This is a genomic window from Streptococcus sp. ST14 (assembly GCF_046098195.1).
Lineage (GTDB): Bacteria > Bacillota > Bacilli > Lactobacillales > Streptococcaceae > Streptococcus.
Genome location: NZ_JBJUSF010000004.1, coordinates 41,644 through 56,923, shown reverse-complemented (window position 1 = coordinate 56,923; position 15,280 = coordinate 41,644). Strand labels below are relative to the sequence as shown.

Sequence of the window (15,280 nt, the reverse complement as noted above, 5' to 3'; positions counted from 1 at the left end):
AGGAAAGTCGGATGGCAGAAGTAGAGGAACTGCGAGTTCAACCTCAGGATATTTTAGCAGAACAATCTGTTCTGGGGGCTATTTTTATAGATGAGAGTAAGCTCGTTTTTGTCCGAGAATACATTGATTCTCGCGACTTCTTTAAGTATGCTCATCGGTTGATTTTCCAAGCGATGGTAGACTTGTCGGATCGTGGAGAAGCGATTGATGCGACAACAGTTCGGACGATTTTGGATAGCCAAGGCGATCTCCAAAATATTGGTGGCTTGTCCTATCTTGTTGAAATCGTCAACTCGGTACCAACTTCAGCTAATGCGGAATATTATGCTAAAATTGTAGCAGAAAAGTCTATGCTACGTCGCTTGATTTCCAAGTTGACAGACTCTGTAAACCAAGCCTATGAGGCCTCTAAGCCTGCAGATGAAATCATCGCTCAAGCTGAAAAGGGACTCATTGATGTCAGTGAAAACGCCAATCGTAGTGGGTTCAAGAATATCCGAGATATTCTAAATATCAACTTTGGGAACCTAGAAGTTCGGTCACAACAAACAACGGATATCACTGGTATTGCAACGGGTTACCGTGATTTGGACCATATGACGACAGGTCTCCACGAGGAGGAGTTGATTATCCTAGCGGCGCGTCCAGCGGTTGGTAAGACAGCCTTTGCCTTAAATATTGCTCAGAACATTGGAACTAAGTTGGACAAGACGGTTGCCATCTTTTCACTGGAAATGGGTGCAGAAAGCCTAGTAGACCGTATGTTGGCGGCCGAAGGATTAGTGGAGTCCCATTCTATCCGTACTGGTCAATTGACTGATGAGGAGTGGCAAAAGTATACCATTGCTCAAGGGAATCTAGCCAACGCGAGTATCTATATTGATGATACGCCAGGGATTCGGATCACGGAAATTCGTTCGCGCTCACGTAAACTGGCTCAAGAAACAGGTAATCTAGGCTTGATTTTGATCGACTACCTACAGCTTATCACAGGGACTGGTCATGAGAACCGCCAACAAGAAGTCTCTGAAATTTCTCGTCAGTTGAAAATCCTAGCTAAGGAGCTAAAGGTTCCAGTCATTGCTCTCAGTCAGTTATCTCGTGGTGTGGAACAGCGTCAGGATAAGAGACCAGTCTTGTCTGATATTCGTGAATCGGGTTCTATCGAGCAGGATGCGGATATCGTAGCCTTTCTATACCGTGAAGACTACTATGATCGTGCGGGTGAAGAAGAGGAAGGAATTCCAAATAACAAGGTAGAGGTTATCATCGAGAAAAACCGTAGTGGAGCTCGTGGAACGGTGGAATTGATTTTCCAAAAAGAATACAATAAATTTTCAAGTATCTCAAAGAGGGAGGCATAAAATGTCAGATGCATTTACAGATGTAGCCAAGATGAAAAAAATCAAAGAAGAGATCAAGGCGCATGAGGGACAAGTCGTGGAAATGACTTTGGAGAATGGCCGTAAGCGCCAAAAAAATAGATTGGGTAAGCTAATTGAGGTGTATCCATCTCTATTTATCGTTGAATTTGGGGATGTTGAAGGAGACAAACAAGCCAATGTCTACGTTGAATCCTTCACCTACTCAGATATCTTGACAGAAAAGAACTTGATTCGCTATCTAGACTAAGAATCCTAAAATGAAGTGAGCTTTGCTCACTTTTTTCTTTTTCTCCCGAATAGTATAAACGAGGGTAACCTCGGAAATATATATTATTAAGGAGAATGAATGACGTTTTTTAAATCAGGAGTTAAGAAGAGTGGATATACTCAGTTGGGTGTAGGGCTGGCTACTTTGTTTGTTACGAGTACCTTTTTGTTTGGTGGAGAATCGGTTCAGGCCGATAGTGTAGCGCGTGGAGATGACTATCCGCTTCACTACAAAAATGGTAGTGTTGAAATCGATCAGTGGCGAATGTATTCTCGCCAGTGTACCTCTTTTGCGGCCTTTCGTTTGAGTAGTGTAAATGGCTTTGAGATTCCTCCTGCCTACGGAAATGCGAATGAATGGGGACATCGTGCAAGGCGAGAAGGCTACCGTGTGGATACTAAGCCAGAAGTTGGGGCTATTGCTTGGTCGACAGAAGGATATTATGGGCACGTGGCCTGGGTATCAAATGTATCAGGGGATACGATTGAAATCGAAGAGTATAACTATGGGGTTCGAGAAAAGTATAACCGTCGAAAAGTCAAGGCTAGTTCGATGACAGGTTTTATTCATTTCAAGGATTTATCTACTAGCCATAGTGCGGGTGAGAATGCTCGTAGCTCAGAGCTTCCGTCTAGTGGGACAATAGTATTCACGGGGAAATCACCTATTATGGACCAACCGTCAAGTACAGGAAAGGTTATTGACTACTATTATGCTGGTGAGAGTGTGAGTTATGATCAAGTTCTTGAAAAGGATGGTTATAAGTGGATTGGTTATTTGTCTTATAGCGGTTCTAGAAGATATGTGCAGTATGCAGAGTTAAGAAATACAGAGAATGGATGGAAAAAAGAAGGAGGGAGTTGGTATTACAGAGAGAATGGTAAGCTAGCGACAGGATGGAAAAAAGTTAACGGCAATTGGTATCATTTAAAAGAAAATGGGGCCATGTCAACTGGATGGATTAAGGATGGCTCTCATTGGTATTATCTAAAGGCTTCGGGTGAGATGCAGACGGGATGGCTTAAAGACAAGGGAACTTGGTATTACTTAGAGGAATCTGGCCAGATGAAAGCTAGTCAATGGTTCCAAGTCTCGGGTAAACATTACTATGTCGATGTTTCGGGAGCCTTAGCTGTTAATGCGATTATTGATGGCTACAGACTAGACAGTGATGGGGTAAGGATAGGAAGTGTTTCTTAAACATCATACAAGCTTTCTTCTTGTTCATAAAATTTTAAAATGGATATCGAATTAGTTGACGTTCTTTAAATAGTATAATATAATAACATTAAAAACTATAAAAGGGGCTTTGTCTAATGGACAAGAAGAAAGTTATTTTAACAAGTTTAGCAAGTGCAGCTGTATTGGGTGCTAGTGTACTCGTTTCACAGCCTTCAGTAGTTAAGGCAGATGAAGGGAAAGCAGAAGAGCAGGCAGTTGCTCCTGCACAACCACAAGCTGGAACAGAAGGGGAGAGCGGTGCTCAAACTGAAAAGGGATCAGAAAACGCTAGTCCAGCTAATCCTGGTGCGACAAATCCAGCTAAAATGACCAAAGAAGAGTTGATGAAGGCTTTGGATGAACTTGAGGAACAGGCTATTAGTGATATTAAGGATAAGGAAGCGATTGAGGACAAAGAGGATGCAGCTGAAGCTGTGAAGGAATATATCGGTAAGATGTATATTTCAGATACTCTTGAGTCTGGAGAGCTTAGCTTAGATAATATCATCGCTGAATTGCCAGAAGGTGCAGAAGATAAGGCTGTGGTAACAGGTCCTGAAGTTCAAACTAATAAAAAATTATCTACTGAGGAGAAGGCTCTACTAGACCAGGCTGAAAAAGATGCCAAAGAACAAGTTTCTCAAGCGACGGATGCTCTGGTTCAAGCCCTAGAATCTCTTGAAAATGCTGTAATTGAAGATATTAAAAAAGACGCTTCAATCACCGATAAAGAAACGGCCATCAAAGAAGCCAAAGAAGAGATTGGTAAAGAAAATCTTTTGAAGGCTATCGCAGATGAGGATTTGGAGATTGGTGATGTTATTGTAGACTGGCCAGCAGATACAAGCGAGCATAAAACAGTAGCTGAACCTGTATCAGAATTCACAGATGAAGACCAAGCTAAGTTAGATGAAGCTGATAAAGAGGCTCAGGTTGATGCAGCCAAAGTTCGCTCAGATTTAATCGCTACCTTAGAAAAAATTGAAAAATCAACCATAGATGACATCAACAAGGATGCCACTATCACTGATAAGGAAGCAGCGATCAAGGCGGCTAAAGAAGTGATTGGCAAGGACGGCATCTTGAAAGCTATCGAAGAAGGCGACATTGATGCCTCAGACTTGTTAGATGATTTCTTAGCAGAAGACAGTGACCAGGTAACACCAGCCGAAGCGATGAGCCAAGAAGATTTCTCAAGTCAAGACCAAGCAAAACTCGCTGCAGCGGACAAGGAAGCGGCTGAGGAAGCCAAGAAAGAGGAAGAAGCTAAGCAAGCTGCAGAAGAAAAAGCTCACAGCGAATTGCTTTCAACGCTTGAAGGTATCGAAAAATCAACCATCGACGACATCAACAAAGATGCTACTATCACTGATAAGGACGCGGCGATCAAAGCAGCTAAAGAAGTGATTGGCAAGGATGCTATCTTGAAAGCTATCGAAGAAGGCGATATCGAAGCGTCCGACTTACTGGCAGATTTCTTGGCAGAAGACAGCGATCAGGTAACACCAGCCGAAGCAAAAACTCAATCTCAACTTTCAAGCCAAGACCAAGCTAAACTCGCTACAGCCGACAAGGAAGCAGCGGAGGAAGCAGCAAAAGTTCGCTCAGATTTAATCGCTACCCTAGAAAAAATTGAAAAAGAGACCATCGACGACATCACCAAGGATGCCACTATCACTGATAAGGAAGCAGCGATTAAGGCGGCTAAAGAAGTGATTGGCAAGGACGGCATCTTGAAAGCTATCGAAGATGGAGATATTGAAGCATCTGACTTGTTAGATGATTTCTTGGCAGAAGACAGCGATCAGGTGACACCGGCCGAAGCGATGAGCCAAGAAGATTTCTCAAGCCAAGACCAAGCTAAACTGGCTGCAGCCGACAAGGAAGCAGCAGAAGAAAATAGTAATGTGAAAAAACTTGAGCTAAGTAAATTAGAAGAGCAAGTTGCTAAGATTAAAGCACAATTATCAAGTTTACAAGTTTCTGGTGACAAGAATAGTCAAGTAAAAGACTTGCAACAAGCTTTAGTCGACTATGAGGATGCTATTAAGGCTCTAAGTAGTGTTATGTCAGCTGTTCTTGAAATTGAAGACTTTAAAGGTGGGGTGAACGCAGTAGAAGCTGCAACTGCAGAGTTGCCAGAATACAACAAAGGTGCAAATGCGGTAGAAGCTGCTGTAAATGAACTCCCAGCCTATGCAGAAAGTGGCGCTCCAGTCGTAGCGAACGTTCCAGCTTACGGAGAAAGCGGTGCCCCAATAGTAAACAACACTCCGCCTTATGGAGAAAGTGGCGCTCCAGCCGTAGCGAATGTTCCAGCTTACGGAGAAAGCGGTACACCAATAGTAAACAACACTCCGCCTTATGCAGAAAGTGGCGCTCCAGTCGTAGCGAATGTTCCAGCTTATGGAGAAAGCGGAACACCAATAGTAAACAATGCTCTGCCTTATGGAGAAAGTGGCGCTCCAGCCGTAGCGAATGTTCCAGCTTATGGAGAAAGTGGTGCCCAGCCCTAGCAAATGTTCCAGTTTATGGAGAAAGTGGTGCTCCGGCAGTGGCTACTATTCCAGCCTATGCTGAAAAGATTGAGCCTGCAGTAAATGAAGTTCCGGAATACACTGGCAGTGTAGCTCCTTTGGCTACAAACCCTACTCTTGGAACTGAACAAGATCGTACCTATAAAGCGCCTGCAGCAACGGATGAGCAACTCCTTCCAAATACAGGAAGTAAAGATGCTTCAGCAGTCGCATCACTAGGATTTGTTGGTCTCCTTCTTGGTTTGCTACCATTTGCAAAGAGAAAATTTAATAAATAAATCGCATGAAATCAATAAAAGAAAAGGATTTGAATGGTCCTTTTCTTTTTTATGGTGAAATAGGGACAAGTCCACGTTTTTCAGCTCTTTCCGATGGTATTTTTCCTTGCTTTCCTTTATAATGGGTGTATGGACAAGAAAAAATTATTATTAATTGATGGATCTTCAGTTGCTTTTCGAGCTTTTTTTGCGCTCTATCAGCAGTTGGATCGTTTTAAAAATGCTAATGGCCTTCATACCAATGCAATCTATGGCTTTCAACTCATGTTGAATCATGTCTTAGAGCGGGTTGAGCCCAGCCATGTTTTGGTAGCCTTTGATGCAGGCAAGACGACTTTCCGAACAGAGATGTATGCAGACTACAAGGGTGGCCGTGCTAAAACTCCAGATGAGTTTCGTGAGCAATTTCCCTTCATTCGTGAGTTGTTAGACCACCTTGGGATTCGCCATTATGAGTTGGCTCAGTATGAAGCGGATGATATCATCGGGACTCTTGGTCGTTTGGCTGAGAAAGATTCCTTCGATGTGACAATCGTTAGCGGAGACAAGGACTTGATCCAGTTGACCGATGAGCGTACGGTGGTCGAGATTTCCAAGAAAGGTGTGGCTGAGTTTGAGGCCTTTACACCAGCTTACCTTATGGAAAAGATGGGCCTCACACCAGCTCAGTTTATAGATCTCAAAGCCCTGATGGGGGATAAGTCTGATAATATCCCTGGCGTCACTAAAATTGGTGAAAAGACGGGCATCAAGCTCTTGCTGGAACACGGCTCGCTCGAGGGTATTTATGAACATATCGATGGGATGAAGGCTTCTAAGATGAAGGAAAATCTCATCAATGACAAGGAACAAGCCTTCCTGTCTAAAACCTTGGCGACTATTGAGACTCATGCACCTATTGAGATTGGCCTTGATGATTTGGTCTATAGTGGACCAGATGTGGAAAATCTCGGAAAATTCTATGATGAGATGGGCTTCAAACAACTCAAGCAAGCTCTAAATGTTTCATCAACGGATACGCCTGAAAGTTTGGATTTCACTATTGTTGACCACGTCAGTCAAGACATGCTGAGCGCAGACTCTATCTTCCACTTTGAGCTTTTTGGTGAGAATTACCATACAGATGATTTGGTTGGTTTTGCCTGGTCCTGTGGGGATAAACTTTACGCTACAGATAAACTTGAGCTCTTACAGGAGTCGATTCTCAAGGATTTTCTAGAAAAAACACCTCTGAAAGTGTATGACTTTAAGAAAGCGAAGGTTCTTTTAAATCGCTTGGACTTGAACCTGCAGGCCCCTGCTTTTGACAGTCGCTTGGCCAAGTACCTTCTCTCTACTGTCGAGAATAATGAAATTTCAACCATTGCGAGTCTTTATGGTCAGACTTACATAGTCGACGATGAGACCTTTTACGGCAAGGGGGTCAAGAAGGCAATTCCTGAACGGGAAAAATTCTTGGAACACCTAGCTCGCAAGGTTGCTGTATTGGTTGAGACGGAGCCGGTTTTACTTGAAAAACTCAGTGAACATGGACAGTTAGACCTTCTCTATGACATGGAGCAACCTCTGGCTTTTGTCCTTGCTAAGATGGAAATTGCTGGGATCAAGGTCAAAAAAGAAACCCTACTTGAAATGCAGGCTGAAAATGAGGTCGTCATTGAGCAACTCACTCAAGAGATTTACGAACTGGCTGGTGAGGAGTTTAATATCAACTCGCCTAAGCAGTTGGGCGTCCTTCTCTTTGAAAAGCTCGGTCTTCCTCTAGAATACACCAAGAAAACCAAGACAGGTTACTCAACAGCAGTGGATGTGTTAGAGCGCCTAGCTCCTATTGCGCCAATTGTTAAGAAAATTCTAGACTATCGTCAGATTGCTAAAATTCAATCGACTTACGTGGTTGGCTTGCAGGATTGGATTTTAGATGATGGCAAGATTCACACGCGCTATGTGCAGGATTTGACTCAGACTGGGCGTCTGTCTAGTGTAGATCCAAACTTGCAAAATATTCCTGTGCGTTTGGAACAAGGCCGTCTCATTCGTAAGGCTTTTGTGCCAGAGTGGGAGGATAGTGTACTACTCAGTTCGGACTATTCACAGATTGAGTTGCGCGTTTTGGCTCATATTTCTAAAGATGAGCACTTAATTAAGGCTTTCCAAGAAGGAGCTGACATCCATACTTCAACGGCCATGCGGGTCTTTGGAATTGAACGCCCTGAGGATGTGACTCCAAACGACCGTCGTAATGCCAAGGCGGTTAACTTTGGAGTGGTTTACGGAATTTCAGACTTTGGCTTGTCTAATAATCTGGGCATCAGCCGTAAAGAGGCTAAAGCCTACATCGATACCTATTTTGAACGCTTCCCAGGTATTAAAAACTACATGGATGAAGTGGTGCGTGAGGCGCGTGATAAGGGTTATGTAGAGACTCTCTTCAAGCGTCGTCGCGAGTTGCCAGATATCAATTCGCGCAACTTTAACATTCGTGGTTTTGCAGAGCGGACAGCTATCAACTCCCCTATCCAGGGATCTGCAGCAGATATTCTCAAGATTGCTATGATTCAACTAGACAAAGCTCTAGTTGAAGGTGGCTATCAGACCAAGATGCTCTTGCAAGTGCATGATGAAATCGTCCTTGAGGTTCCAAAATCAGAACTAGCAGCCGTTAAAGCTCTAGTGAAACAAACCATGGAAGAAGCCATCCAGCTCAGTGTTCCCCTCATTGCAGATGAAAATGAAGGAGCAACCTGGTACGAGGCTAAATAAGAAAGCTATGATAGAGTTTGAAGCATTTGACTTCAAACTCTTTTTCATGATTTTCTGTAAGCAGTTTCCTTGACTTTTCCTAGTATTTGCGTTACTATATTTCCATATAAGATATGGGAGTCTGTGTACAGTCTGAGAGGAAGTGTTAAACTTCGACCGCACCTGATCTGGGTAATGCTAGCGTAGGGAACGATACTTAGCCGAATTCTGCACCTTTTCCATATATGGCAAAGGTTTTTCTTTTTGTCAAAGGGAAACCTGAGAAAAGGAGGTTTTTATGAAAGCAAGCATTGCCTTGCAAGTCTTGCCCCTATCACAGGGGATTGATCGAATTGCTATTATCGATCAGGTGATTGCTTATCTGCAAGCTCAGTCCGCGACCATGGTAGTGACACCATTTGAAACGGTTTTGGAAGGAGAGTTTGATGAGCTCATGCGCATTCTCAAAGAAGCGCTTGAAGTGGCTGGGCAGGAGGCAGATAATGTCTTTGCAAATGTCAAAATAAATGTAGGAGAAATTTTAAGCATCGATGAGAAACTTGAAAAGTATACTGAGACGACACATTAGTCTATTGGGTTTTCTAGGAGTCTTGTCAATCTGGCAGTTAGCGGGAATATTCAAACTTTTACCCAAGTTTATCCTACCAACTCCTTTTGAAATTCTCCAGGCCTTTGTTCGTGACAGAGAATTTCTCTGGCACCATAGCTGGGCGACCTTGAGAGTGGCTTTACTCGGACTAGTCTTAGGAGTCTTGATTGCCTGTATCATGGCTGTGCTTATGGACAGTCTGACTTGGCTCAATGATCTTATCTACCCTATGATGGTGGTTGTTCAGACCATTCCGACCATTGCTATAGCTCCTATCTTGGTCTTGTGGCTAGGCTATGGAATTTTGCCCAAGATTGTCTTGATAATCCTGACAACAACCTTCCCTATCATCGTCAGCATTTTGGATGGTTTTAGGCATTGTGACAAGGATATGCTGACCTTGTTTAGTCTGATGCGAGCGAATCCTTGGCAAATCCTGTGGCATTTTAAAATCCCGGTCAGTCTACCTTACTTTTATGCAGGTCTGAGGGTCAGTGTCTCCTACGCCTTTATCACAACCGTGGTGTCTGAGTGGTTGGGAGGCTTTGAAGGACTAGGTGTCTACATGATTCAGTCTAAAAAACTGTTTCAGTATGATACCATGTTTGCCATTATTATTCTGGTGTCGATTATCAGCCTTTTGGGTATGAAATTGGTCGATATTAGTGAAAAATATGTGATTAAATGGAAACGTCCCTAAGATAAGGATGTTTTAGAAAAAGAAAAGAGGAAATGAAAATGAAGAAAACATGGAAAGTGTTTTTAACGCTTGTGACAGCTCTTGTAGCTGTCGTGCTGGTGGCTTGTGGTCAAGGGACTGCTTCTAAGGACAATAAAGAAGCAGAACTCAAGAAGATTGACTTTATCCTAGACTGGACGCCAAATACTAACCACACAGGGCTGTATGTTGCCAAGGAAAAAGGTTATTTCAAAGAAGCTGGAGTGGATGTTGATTTGAAATTGCCACCTGAAGAAAGCTCATCTGACTTGGTGATCAATGGCAAGGCACCATTTGCTATCTATTTCCAAGACTACATGGCTAAGAAATTGGAAAAAGGCGCAGGAATCACTGCCGTTGCAGCTATTGTAGAACACAATACATCAGGAATCATCTCTCGTAAATCTGACAATGTAGCTAGTCCAAAGGACTTGGTTGGTAAGAAATACGGAACTTGGAATGATCCAACTGAACTTGCTATGTTGAAAACCTTGGTAGAATCACAAGGCGGAGACTTTGAGAAGGTCGAAAAAGTACCAAACAACGATTCAAACTCAATCACACCGATTGCCAATGGCGTTTTTGACACTGCTTGGATTTACTACGGTTGGGATGGAATCCTTGCTAAATCTCAAGGCGTAGACGCTAACTTCATGTATTTGAAAGACTATGTCAAGGAGTTTGACTACTACTCACCAGTTATCATCGCAAATAATGACTATTTGAAAGACAATAAAGAAGAAGCCCGTAAAGTCATCCAAGCTATCAAAAAAGGCTACCAATATGTTATGGAGCATCCAGAGGAAGCAGCAGATATCCTCATTAAGAACGCACCTGAACTTCAGGAAAAACGTGACTTTGTTATCGAATCTCAAAAATACTTGTCAAAAGAATACGCAAGCGACAAGGAAAAATGGGGACAATTTGACGCTGACCGCTGGAATGTCTTCTACAAATGGGACAAAGAAAATGGTATCCTTAAAGAAGACTTGACAGACAAAGGCTTCACTAACGAATTTGTAAAATAATGACAGAAATTAGACTAGAACACGTAAGCTATGCCTATGGCGATGAAAAGATTTTAGAGGACATCAACCTGCAGGTGACTTCGGGTGAAGTGGTTTCTATCCTAGGTCCAAGTGGTGTTGGAAAGACCACTCTCTTTAACCTAATCGCTGGGATTTTAGAAGTCCAGTCTGGGCGAATTGTCCTTGATGGCGAGGAAAATCCTAAGGGGCGCGTGAGTTATATGTTGCAAAAGGATTTACTCTTGGAGCATAAGACAGTCCTTGGCAATATTATCCTGCCCCTCTTGATTCAAAAGGTTGATAAGGCAGAAGCCATTGCTAGCGCGGATGAAATCCTTGCGACCTTCCAGTTGACAGCCGTAAGGGACAAGTATCCTCATGAACTCAGTGGTGGGATGCGGCAACGTGTGGCCTTGCTCCGTACCTACCTTTTCGGACACAAGCTCTTTCTCTTGGATGAGGCTTTCAGCGCCTTGGATGAAATGACCAAGATGGAGCTCCATGCTTGGTATCTGGAGATTCACAAACAGTTGCAACTGACAACCTTGATTATTACCCACAGTATCGAGGAGGCCCTCAATCTCAGTGACCGCATCTATATCCTAAAAAATCGGCCTGGGCAGATTGTTTCAGAAGTTAAACTAGATTGGTCTGAAAAAGAGGACAAGGAAGTCCAAAAGATTGCCTACAAACGTCAAATCTTAGCAGAATTGGGATTAAATACCTAGCCTTTTAGGAAATTAGTATATATTAAATACGAGCGAAATCCTTGCCTGTATTTTTTGTTTCAAAGCTGATGAACATACATGATTAGGCTTAATATTTAAATGAATAATAAGTTAATATAAAAACCGAATCATTTTAATTGACATTCTGTCAAGGTTCTGTATAATATAATTGAACCATTTTAAACAAATAAGGAAGACAATGTGGTGACGAAGAGAAATAAAAAACTCTTTCATGGCTTGATGGCTTTGCTGCTGGTTGTGTCGGTCTTTTTGCCTGCACTTAAAGTTAGCAATGTTGTTAAAGCGGAGGAACTACCAGCGAGCAGTTACACAATGAAAACTGTTTCAAAAATCAACAATAACAAACTTGTTGATGGCGCTAAGTACGGGGAAGGTAAATTCTATCTTCAACCAACTTATAGTTTCCCAAATGATGTAACCCTCAAAGATGGGGATTACATGGTGTATCATGTTCCAAACGAATTTAAAATTGAAAAAGATTCTACTACGGAATTGAAAGCACCAGATGGGCAAACAACTATTGCTGAATTGACAACTAGTAAAGCAGATAACACAGCTACTGTCAAAGTGACAAATGCTGCTTACTTTGCTAATTTGTCAGAGAACAAGGAGATTACTGCCCTGTTTACAGTCGTTTGGGCAGATAGTGTTAAACTAAACACTCCTTATCAAATTAATATCCCAGGTGACCAAGTTTACACTTTGACTCGTATCGTCCCAGATGATGACCCAACTGGATTTACTAAATGGGGAGTTCAAGACTCAGACGATCCTAACTATGTAAACTGGCGTATCCGTGTTAACCGCTATGCAAAATCTTACACAGGGGTTAAACTCGAAGATACTATTCCAGAAGGACAAGTTCTTGCAAGTGAAATTACTGGTTACTACTTTACTGAGTGGAACAAAGCTGAAGCTCGTCCAAGACTAGAAGCTGCCCATATCAACGTTGTTGATGGAAATCACTTTACAATCACTCCAAACGGTGATGGTACAATGGACGGACAAGGTCTCTATATTCTATATAAAACTCGTCTAACTGCTCCAGTTGACAATGCAACTAAAAAAGCATTTAACGATGTAAAAGCGACAACCGATCAAGAAACATTTGATGTTCATGGATTTGCTGCTTTGACAACTACAGAAGGTATCGGTTCAGGTGCGAAGTCTGATGAGGTTGAATTCCAAGTTAAGAAAAAACTTGAAGGAAAAACTCTTGAGGCAGATGCATTTACTTTCCAATTGATTGCTCCAGATGGTTCTGTAACTGAAGCTAAAAACGATGCTGAAGGAAATGTTAAATTCCCAGCAGTTAAATTCTCTAATGAAGGTACATTCAAATACCAAATTAAAGAAGTAAATGACAACAAACCTGGCTATACATACGATGATTCAGTACTTGAAGCAGAAGTTACTGTAGCAAACGTGTATGGTCAAAAGATTGCAAGTGTTAAATATAAAGATTCTAAGAAAGAATTTACAAACACATACGCTGCTAAAGAAGCAAAACTTCAACTTGAAGCTAAGAAAGTCTTGAACGGTAAAGCTATCGAGGCTGGCCAATTTGAATTTGAGTTGAAAGAAAATGGAACAGTTCTCCACACTGTTTCAAACGATGCAAACGGTAAGATTCAATTCCCAGAACTTACCTTCACAAAAGAAGAAACTCGTACATTCACTATCTCTGAAAAAGCAGGTGATGTAGCCGGAGTTGAATACGATCCAAATGCTTATGAAGTAACAGTAGTCGTTAAAGATAACGGCCAAGGTCAACTTGTTGCAACTGCAACAGGCGCAGACAACCTTACTTTCACGAACGTTTATAAAGCTAAACCAGCAAAAGCTACCATCACAGCTACTAAAGTCTTGAATGGTAAAGCGCTTGAAGCAGACAAATATGAGTTTGAACTTAAAGAAGGCAACAAAGTAGTCGCAACAGCTAAGAATGCTGCAGACGGTACTGTTACTTTCCCAGTAATCAGCTATGATGCTGCAGGCCCTCACACTTACACAATTACTGAAAAAGCTGGTAGTGAAAAAGGTGTGACATACGACACTGCTAAACACGAAGTAACAGTAAACGTTACAGATAATGGACAAGGTGAACTTGTTGCAGATGTAAAAGACAACAACCCAACCTTCACCAATACTTACAAAGCAGCTACAACAACAGCTACTATCACAGCTACTAAAGTCTTGAACGGTAAAGCTCTAGAAGCTGACAAATACGAATTCGAACTTAAAGAAGGTGACAAAGTCGTTGCGACAGCTAAAAACGCAGCAGACGGTACTGTTACTTTCCCAGCAATCAGCTATGATGCTGCAGGCCCTCACACTTACACAATTACTGAAAAAGCAGGTAGCGAAGCAGGTGTGACATACGACACTGCTACACATGAAGTGACAGTTGCAGTTGTTGATAACGGTGCAGGCGAACTTGTTGCGACTGTAACTGACAACAACCCAACCTTCACCAATACTTACAAAGCAGCTACAACAACAGCTACTATCACGGCTACTAAAGTCTTGAATGGTAAAGCTCTAGAAGCTGGTAAATATGAGTTTGAACTTAAAGAAGGTGACAAAGTCGTTGCAACAGCTAAAAATGCTGCAGACGGCACTGTTACTTTCAAAGAAATTGAGTTCAATGAAGCAGGCGACCACACTTACACTATCACTGAAAAAGCAGGTAGCGAAGCAGGTGTGACATACGATACTGCCAAACACGAAGTTAAGGTGAACGTTAAAGATGACGGTGCAGGTCAACTTGTTGCAACTGTTACAGGTAACAACCCAACCTTCACCAACACATATAAAGCAGCTTCAACAACTGTAAATATTACCGCTAAGAAAGTCTTAGAAGGTAAAGCCCTTGAAGCAGGCAAATATGAGTTTGAACTTAAAGAAGGTGACAAAGTAATCGGAACAGCTAAAAATGCTGCAGACGGAACTGTTGCTTTCGAAGGTATCGAATACAAAGAAGCAGGTAGCCACACTTACACTATCTCTGAAAAAGCAGGTAACGAAGCAGGTGTGACATACGATAAATCTACTCACAATGTAACAGTAAAAGTTACAGATAATGGTCAAGGTCAACTTGTTGCGACTGTAACTGACAACAACCCAACCTTCACAAACACTTATGTCGCGTCTTCAACACAAGTAAACTTAACAGCTAAGAAAGTCTTGAATGGTAAAAAAGAACTTGTAGCAGGTCAGTTTAAGTTTGAACTTAAAGAAGGTAACGAAGTAATCGAAACAGCTACAAACGCTGCAGACGGTACTGTTACTTTCAAAGCAATTAAGTACGCAGCAGCAGGTGAGCACACTTACACTATTACTGAAGTAAAAGGTGACGATAAGAATATCAAATATGATGAAAATTCTTACGAAGTGACAGTAAAAGTGACAGATAATGCTGCAGGCCAACTTGTAACAACAGTTACAGGTAACAACCCAACAATCACTAACACGTATACTGAACCGAAAAAAGAAGAACCTAAGGAAGATCCTAAGGGTGAACAACCTAAGGGAGATTTGCCAAACACTGGTGGAGCAGACTTTACAGCATTCTCTACTATTCTTGGTCTAGTTCTTGCAGCTTTGGCAGGACTTGTATACCGTGCTAAAAAAGTTGACTAATCTTAACTTTGAATAAAGCAAAATGATGGTGACCGTTTTACGGTCCCATCTTTTTGTTTTGGGTAGTTTATAATAATCTTCGCAACTCGCTCCCTTTTCCTT

General features: G+C 42.0%; 9 protein-coding genes, 1 pseudogene and 1 riboswitch. All 10 genes and pseudogenes read left to right on the top strand.

Annotated features, from left to right (window positions below):
- Positions 1-11: 11 nt before the first annotated feature.
- The 10 genes and pseudogenes from dnaB to ACIY19_RS02190 all read left to right on the top strand — a co-directional run bounded on the left by dnaB (position 12) and on the right by ACIY19_RS02190 (position 15,178).
- Complete coding sequence (dnaB, locus tag ACIY19_RS02235; RefSeq protein WP_409002585.1) at positions 12-1,364, top strand: replicative DNA helicase; 1,353 nt, start codon at positions 12-14, stop codon at positions 1,362-1,364.
- Between the two features lies 1 nt (position 1,365).
- A complete protein-coding gene (locus ACIY19_RS02230) occupies positions 1,366-1,632 on the top strand; it encodes a Veg family protein (RefSeq protein ID WP_001278165.1) in 267 nt (88 codons plus the stop codon).
- 99 nt (positions 1,633-1,731) lie between these two features.
- Positions 1,732-2,853 carry an SH3 domain-containing protein gene (locus ACIY19_RS02225; RefSeq protein WP_409002584.1) on the top strand — a complete coding sequence of 374 codons (1,122 nt, stop codon included), beginning with the start codon at positions 1,732-1,734 and terminating at the stop codon, positions 2,851-2,853.
- A gap of 116 nt (positions 2,854-2,969) precedes the next feature.
- Positions 2,970-5,689: pseudogene (locus ACIY19_RS02220) on the top strand (SIALI-17 repeat-containing surface protein).
- 129 nt (positions 5,690-5,818) lie between these two features.
- Positions 5,819-8,452, top strand: coding sequence for a DNA polymerase I (gene polA, locus ACIY19_RS02215; protein WP_409002583.1), 2,634 nt, complete (start codon positions 5,819-5,821; stop codon positions 8,450-8,452).
- A 103-nt stretch (positions 8,453-8,555) separates the two neighbouring features.
- Positions 8,556-8,658: riboswitch (TPP riboswitch) on the top strand.
- Between the two features lie 71 nt (positions 8,659-8,729).
- On the top strand, positions 8,730-9,020 hold the full coding sequence (locus tag ACIY19_RS02210) for a thiamine-binding protein (RefSeq protein ID WP_000647669.1): 291 nt from the start codon (positions 8,730-8,732) through the stop codon (positions 9,018-9,020).
- Complete coding sequence (locus ACIY19_RS02205; protein ID WP_078232932.1) at positions 8,983-9,741, top strand: ABC transporter permease; 759 nt, start codon at positions 8,983-8,985, stop codon at positions 9,739-9,741. Before ACIY19_RS02210 ends, ACIY19_RS02205 begins: the two co-directional genes overlap by 38 nt.
- Positions 9,742-9,779: 38 nt before the next feature.
- On the top strand, positions 9,780-10,787 hold the full coding sequence (locus ACIY19_RS02200) for an ABC transporter substrate-binding protein (protein WP_409002582.1): 1,008 nt from the start codon (positions 9,780-9,782) through the stop codon (positions 10,785-10,787).
- Positions 10,787-11,515: an ABC transporter ATP-binding protein gene (locus tag ACIY19_RS02195; RefSeq protein ID WP_409002581.1), complete on the top strand. Its 729-nt coding sequence runs from the start codon at positions 10,787-10,789 to the stop codon at positions 11,513-11,515. The genes ACIY19_RS02200 and ACIY19_RS02195 overlap by 1 nt, the downstream gene beginning before the upstream one ends.
- 240 nt (positions 11,516-11,755) lie before the next feature.
- Positions 11,756-15,178, top strand: coding sequence for a Spy0128 family protein (locus ACIY19_RS02190; RefSeq protein ID WP_409002602.1), 3,423 nt, complete (start codon positions 11,756-11,758; stop codon positions 15,176-15,178).
- Positions 15,179-15,280: the final 102 nt, after the last annotated feature.

What these genes read in the sequence shown, in the direction of transcription:
- dnaB (WP_409002585.1), top strand. Translation starts at nt 12, where the DNA reads ATGGCAGAAGTAGAGGAACTGCGAGTTCAACCTCAGGATATTTTAGCA.
- ACIY19_RS02230 (WP_001278165.1), top strand. Translation starts at nt 1,366, where the DNA reads ATGTCAGATGCATTTACAGATGTAGCCAAGATGAAAAAAATCAAAGAA.
- ACIY19_RS02225 (WP_409002584.1), top strand. Translation starts at nt 1,732, where the DNA reads ATGACGTTTTTTAAATCAGGAGTTAAGAAGAGTGGATATACTCAGTTG.
- polA (WP_409002583.1), top strand. Translation starts at nt 5,819, where the DNA reads ATGGACAAGAAAAAATTATTATTAATTGATGGATCTTCAGTTGCTTTT.
- ACIY19_RS02210 (WP_000647669.1), top strand. Translation starts at nt 8,730, where the DNA reads ATGAAAGCAAGCATTGCCTTGCAAGTCTTGCCCCTATCACAGGGGATT.
- ACIY19_RS02205 (WP_078232932.1), top strand. Translation starts at nt 8,983, where the DNA reads ATGAGAAACTTGAAAAGTATACTGAGACGACACATTAGTCTATTGGGT.
- ACIY19_RS02200 (WP_409002582.1), top strand. Translation starts at nt 9,780, where the DNA reads ATGAAGAAAACATGGAAAGTGTTTTTAACGCTTGTGACAGCTCTTGTA.
- ACIY19_RS02195 (WP_409002581.1), top strand. Translation starts at nt 10,787, where the DNA reads ATGACAGAAATTAGACTAGAACACGTAAGCTATGCCTATGGCGATGAA.
- ACIY19_RS02190 (WP_409002602.1), top strand. Translation starts at nt 11,756, where the DNA reads ATGGCTTTGCTGCTGGTTGTGTCGGTCTTTTTGCCTGCACTTAAAGTT.